1 protein-coding gene is annotated in these 1366 nt (G+C 43.9%); it reads left to right on the forward strand.

The annotated features are described in order from the left end of the window. The first annotated feature begins 67 nt into the window (after positions 1–67). On the forward strand, positions 68–1105 hold the full coding sequence (locus ACVA53_RS24895) for an IS110 family transposase (protein WP_446506624.1): 1038 nt from the start codon (positions 68–70) through the stop codon (positions 1103–1105). Positions 1106–1366: the final 261 nt, after the last annotated feature.

The raw sequence follows: 1366 nt of genomic DNA on the forward strand, positions 1-1366 counted from the left end.
TAATGGGATGGTCTGCTCCTCCCTCAGCTACCTATACTCAGCTGAAGAGAAAACCAAGGAGGCTCCCATGTCTAGTTCACAGGTATATATCTACGGTATCGATTTAGGTAAAAATTGGTTTCATGTCGCAGCGATGGATCGCCAAGGACATGTTCTTTGGCGAAAAAAACTGAATCGTCAGCAGCTCAAGGCGTTTGTAATCAATACTCCTCCTTCTATCGTTGCATTTGAAGCATGCCCTGGCTCTCAGTATTGGGGAAGGCTGTTCAATAATGCTGACTTTTCAGTAAAAATTATCCCAGCCCAATTTGTTAAACCCTACCTTAAATCTAATAAAAATGACTTTAATGACGCAGTTGCTATTGCAGAAGCTGGCAGCCGAGGGACCATGCGTTGTGTTTCTTTAAAGTCGCATGAACAACTGGCTTTACAAGCAACGCATCGAGTGAGACAACGTTTTATTGTTGAACGTACAGCAACAGTCAACCAGATGCGTGCTTTGTTGCTTGAATATGGCATTACGGTGCCGGTTGGCCGCAAAGTTTTCGAACGAGCTTTACCTGGTATATTGGAAGATGCAGAAAATGGGCTGCCAGATTTTATGCGAGCCTTAATATTCCGCTTGCGTGAACGCTGGATCCACTTAGATGTTCAAATCGACGAGATGAGTGAACATTTACAACAAGCAGCTCTAGCATCGGAGAAGTGCCGACTTATCAGTACCGTCCCAGGTATTGGACCAATCATAGCCACGGGGTTGATTGCTGCTGTGGGTGCCGGTACGCAATTTAAGCGTGGACGAGATATGTCTGCATGGTTAGGGCTTGTTCCAAAGCAGTACTCCACTGGAGGAAAGAGCAACCTCGGTAGTATCAGCAAGAGAGGCAATGCTTATTTGAGGCGGCAAGTAATACAGGGAGCCAAAGCCTTAACAATACATATGAAACGAGACCAATCAACATTAGGTCAGTGGGTAGCAAAACTGGAAGAAACTCATCACCACCATGTTGTACTTATTGCCTTAGCCAATAAAATCATGAGGATTTGTTGGAAAGTTTTGACGTCAGGTCAGGAGTATCGCGCATACCCAGCGATTAATCAGTAATTATCACTACCATATTATTCTATAGTTTTTGCGAGAAATAAGCTGATGACAGAAGCGTTAAACCCACGAAGTTGAAGCCTGGCTAAAAAAGCAGTCCATAAATGACTGAACGCTTTATTAGGACAACAACGTGCGGATCCCATCAAGGCCAGAGCACAAGATAGCTCACTAACAGGCCGGATACATTGACGCAAACGACTTCTGACAATGAGCTTTTCCTTGCAAAATCGGAGCAGACCATACATTTTTTAATATTTCATT

The organism is Photobacterium sp. DNB23_23_1 (assembly GCF_052873815.1).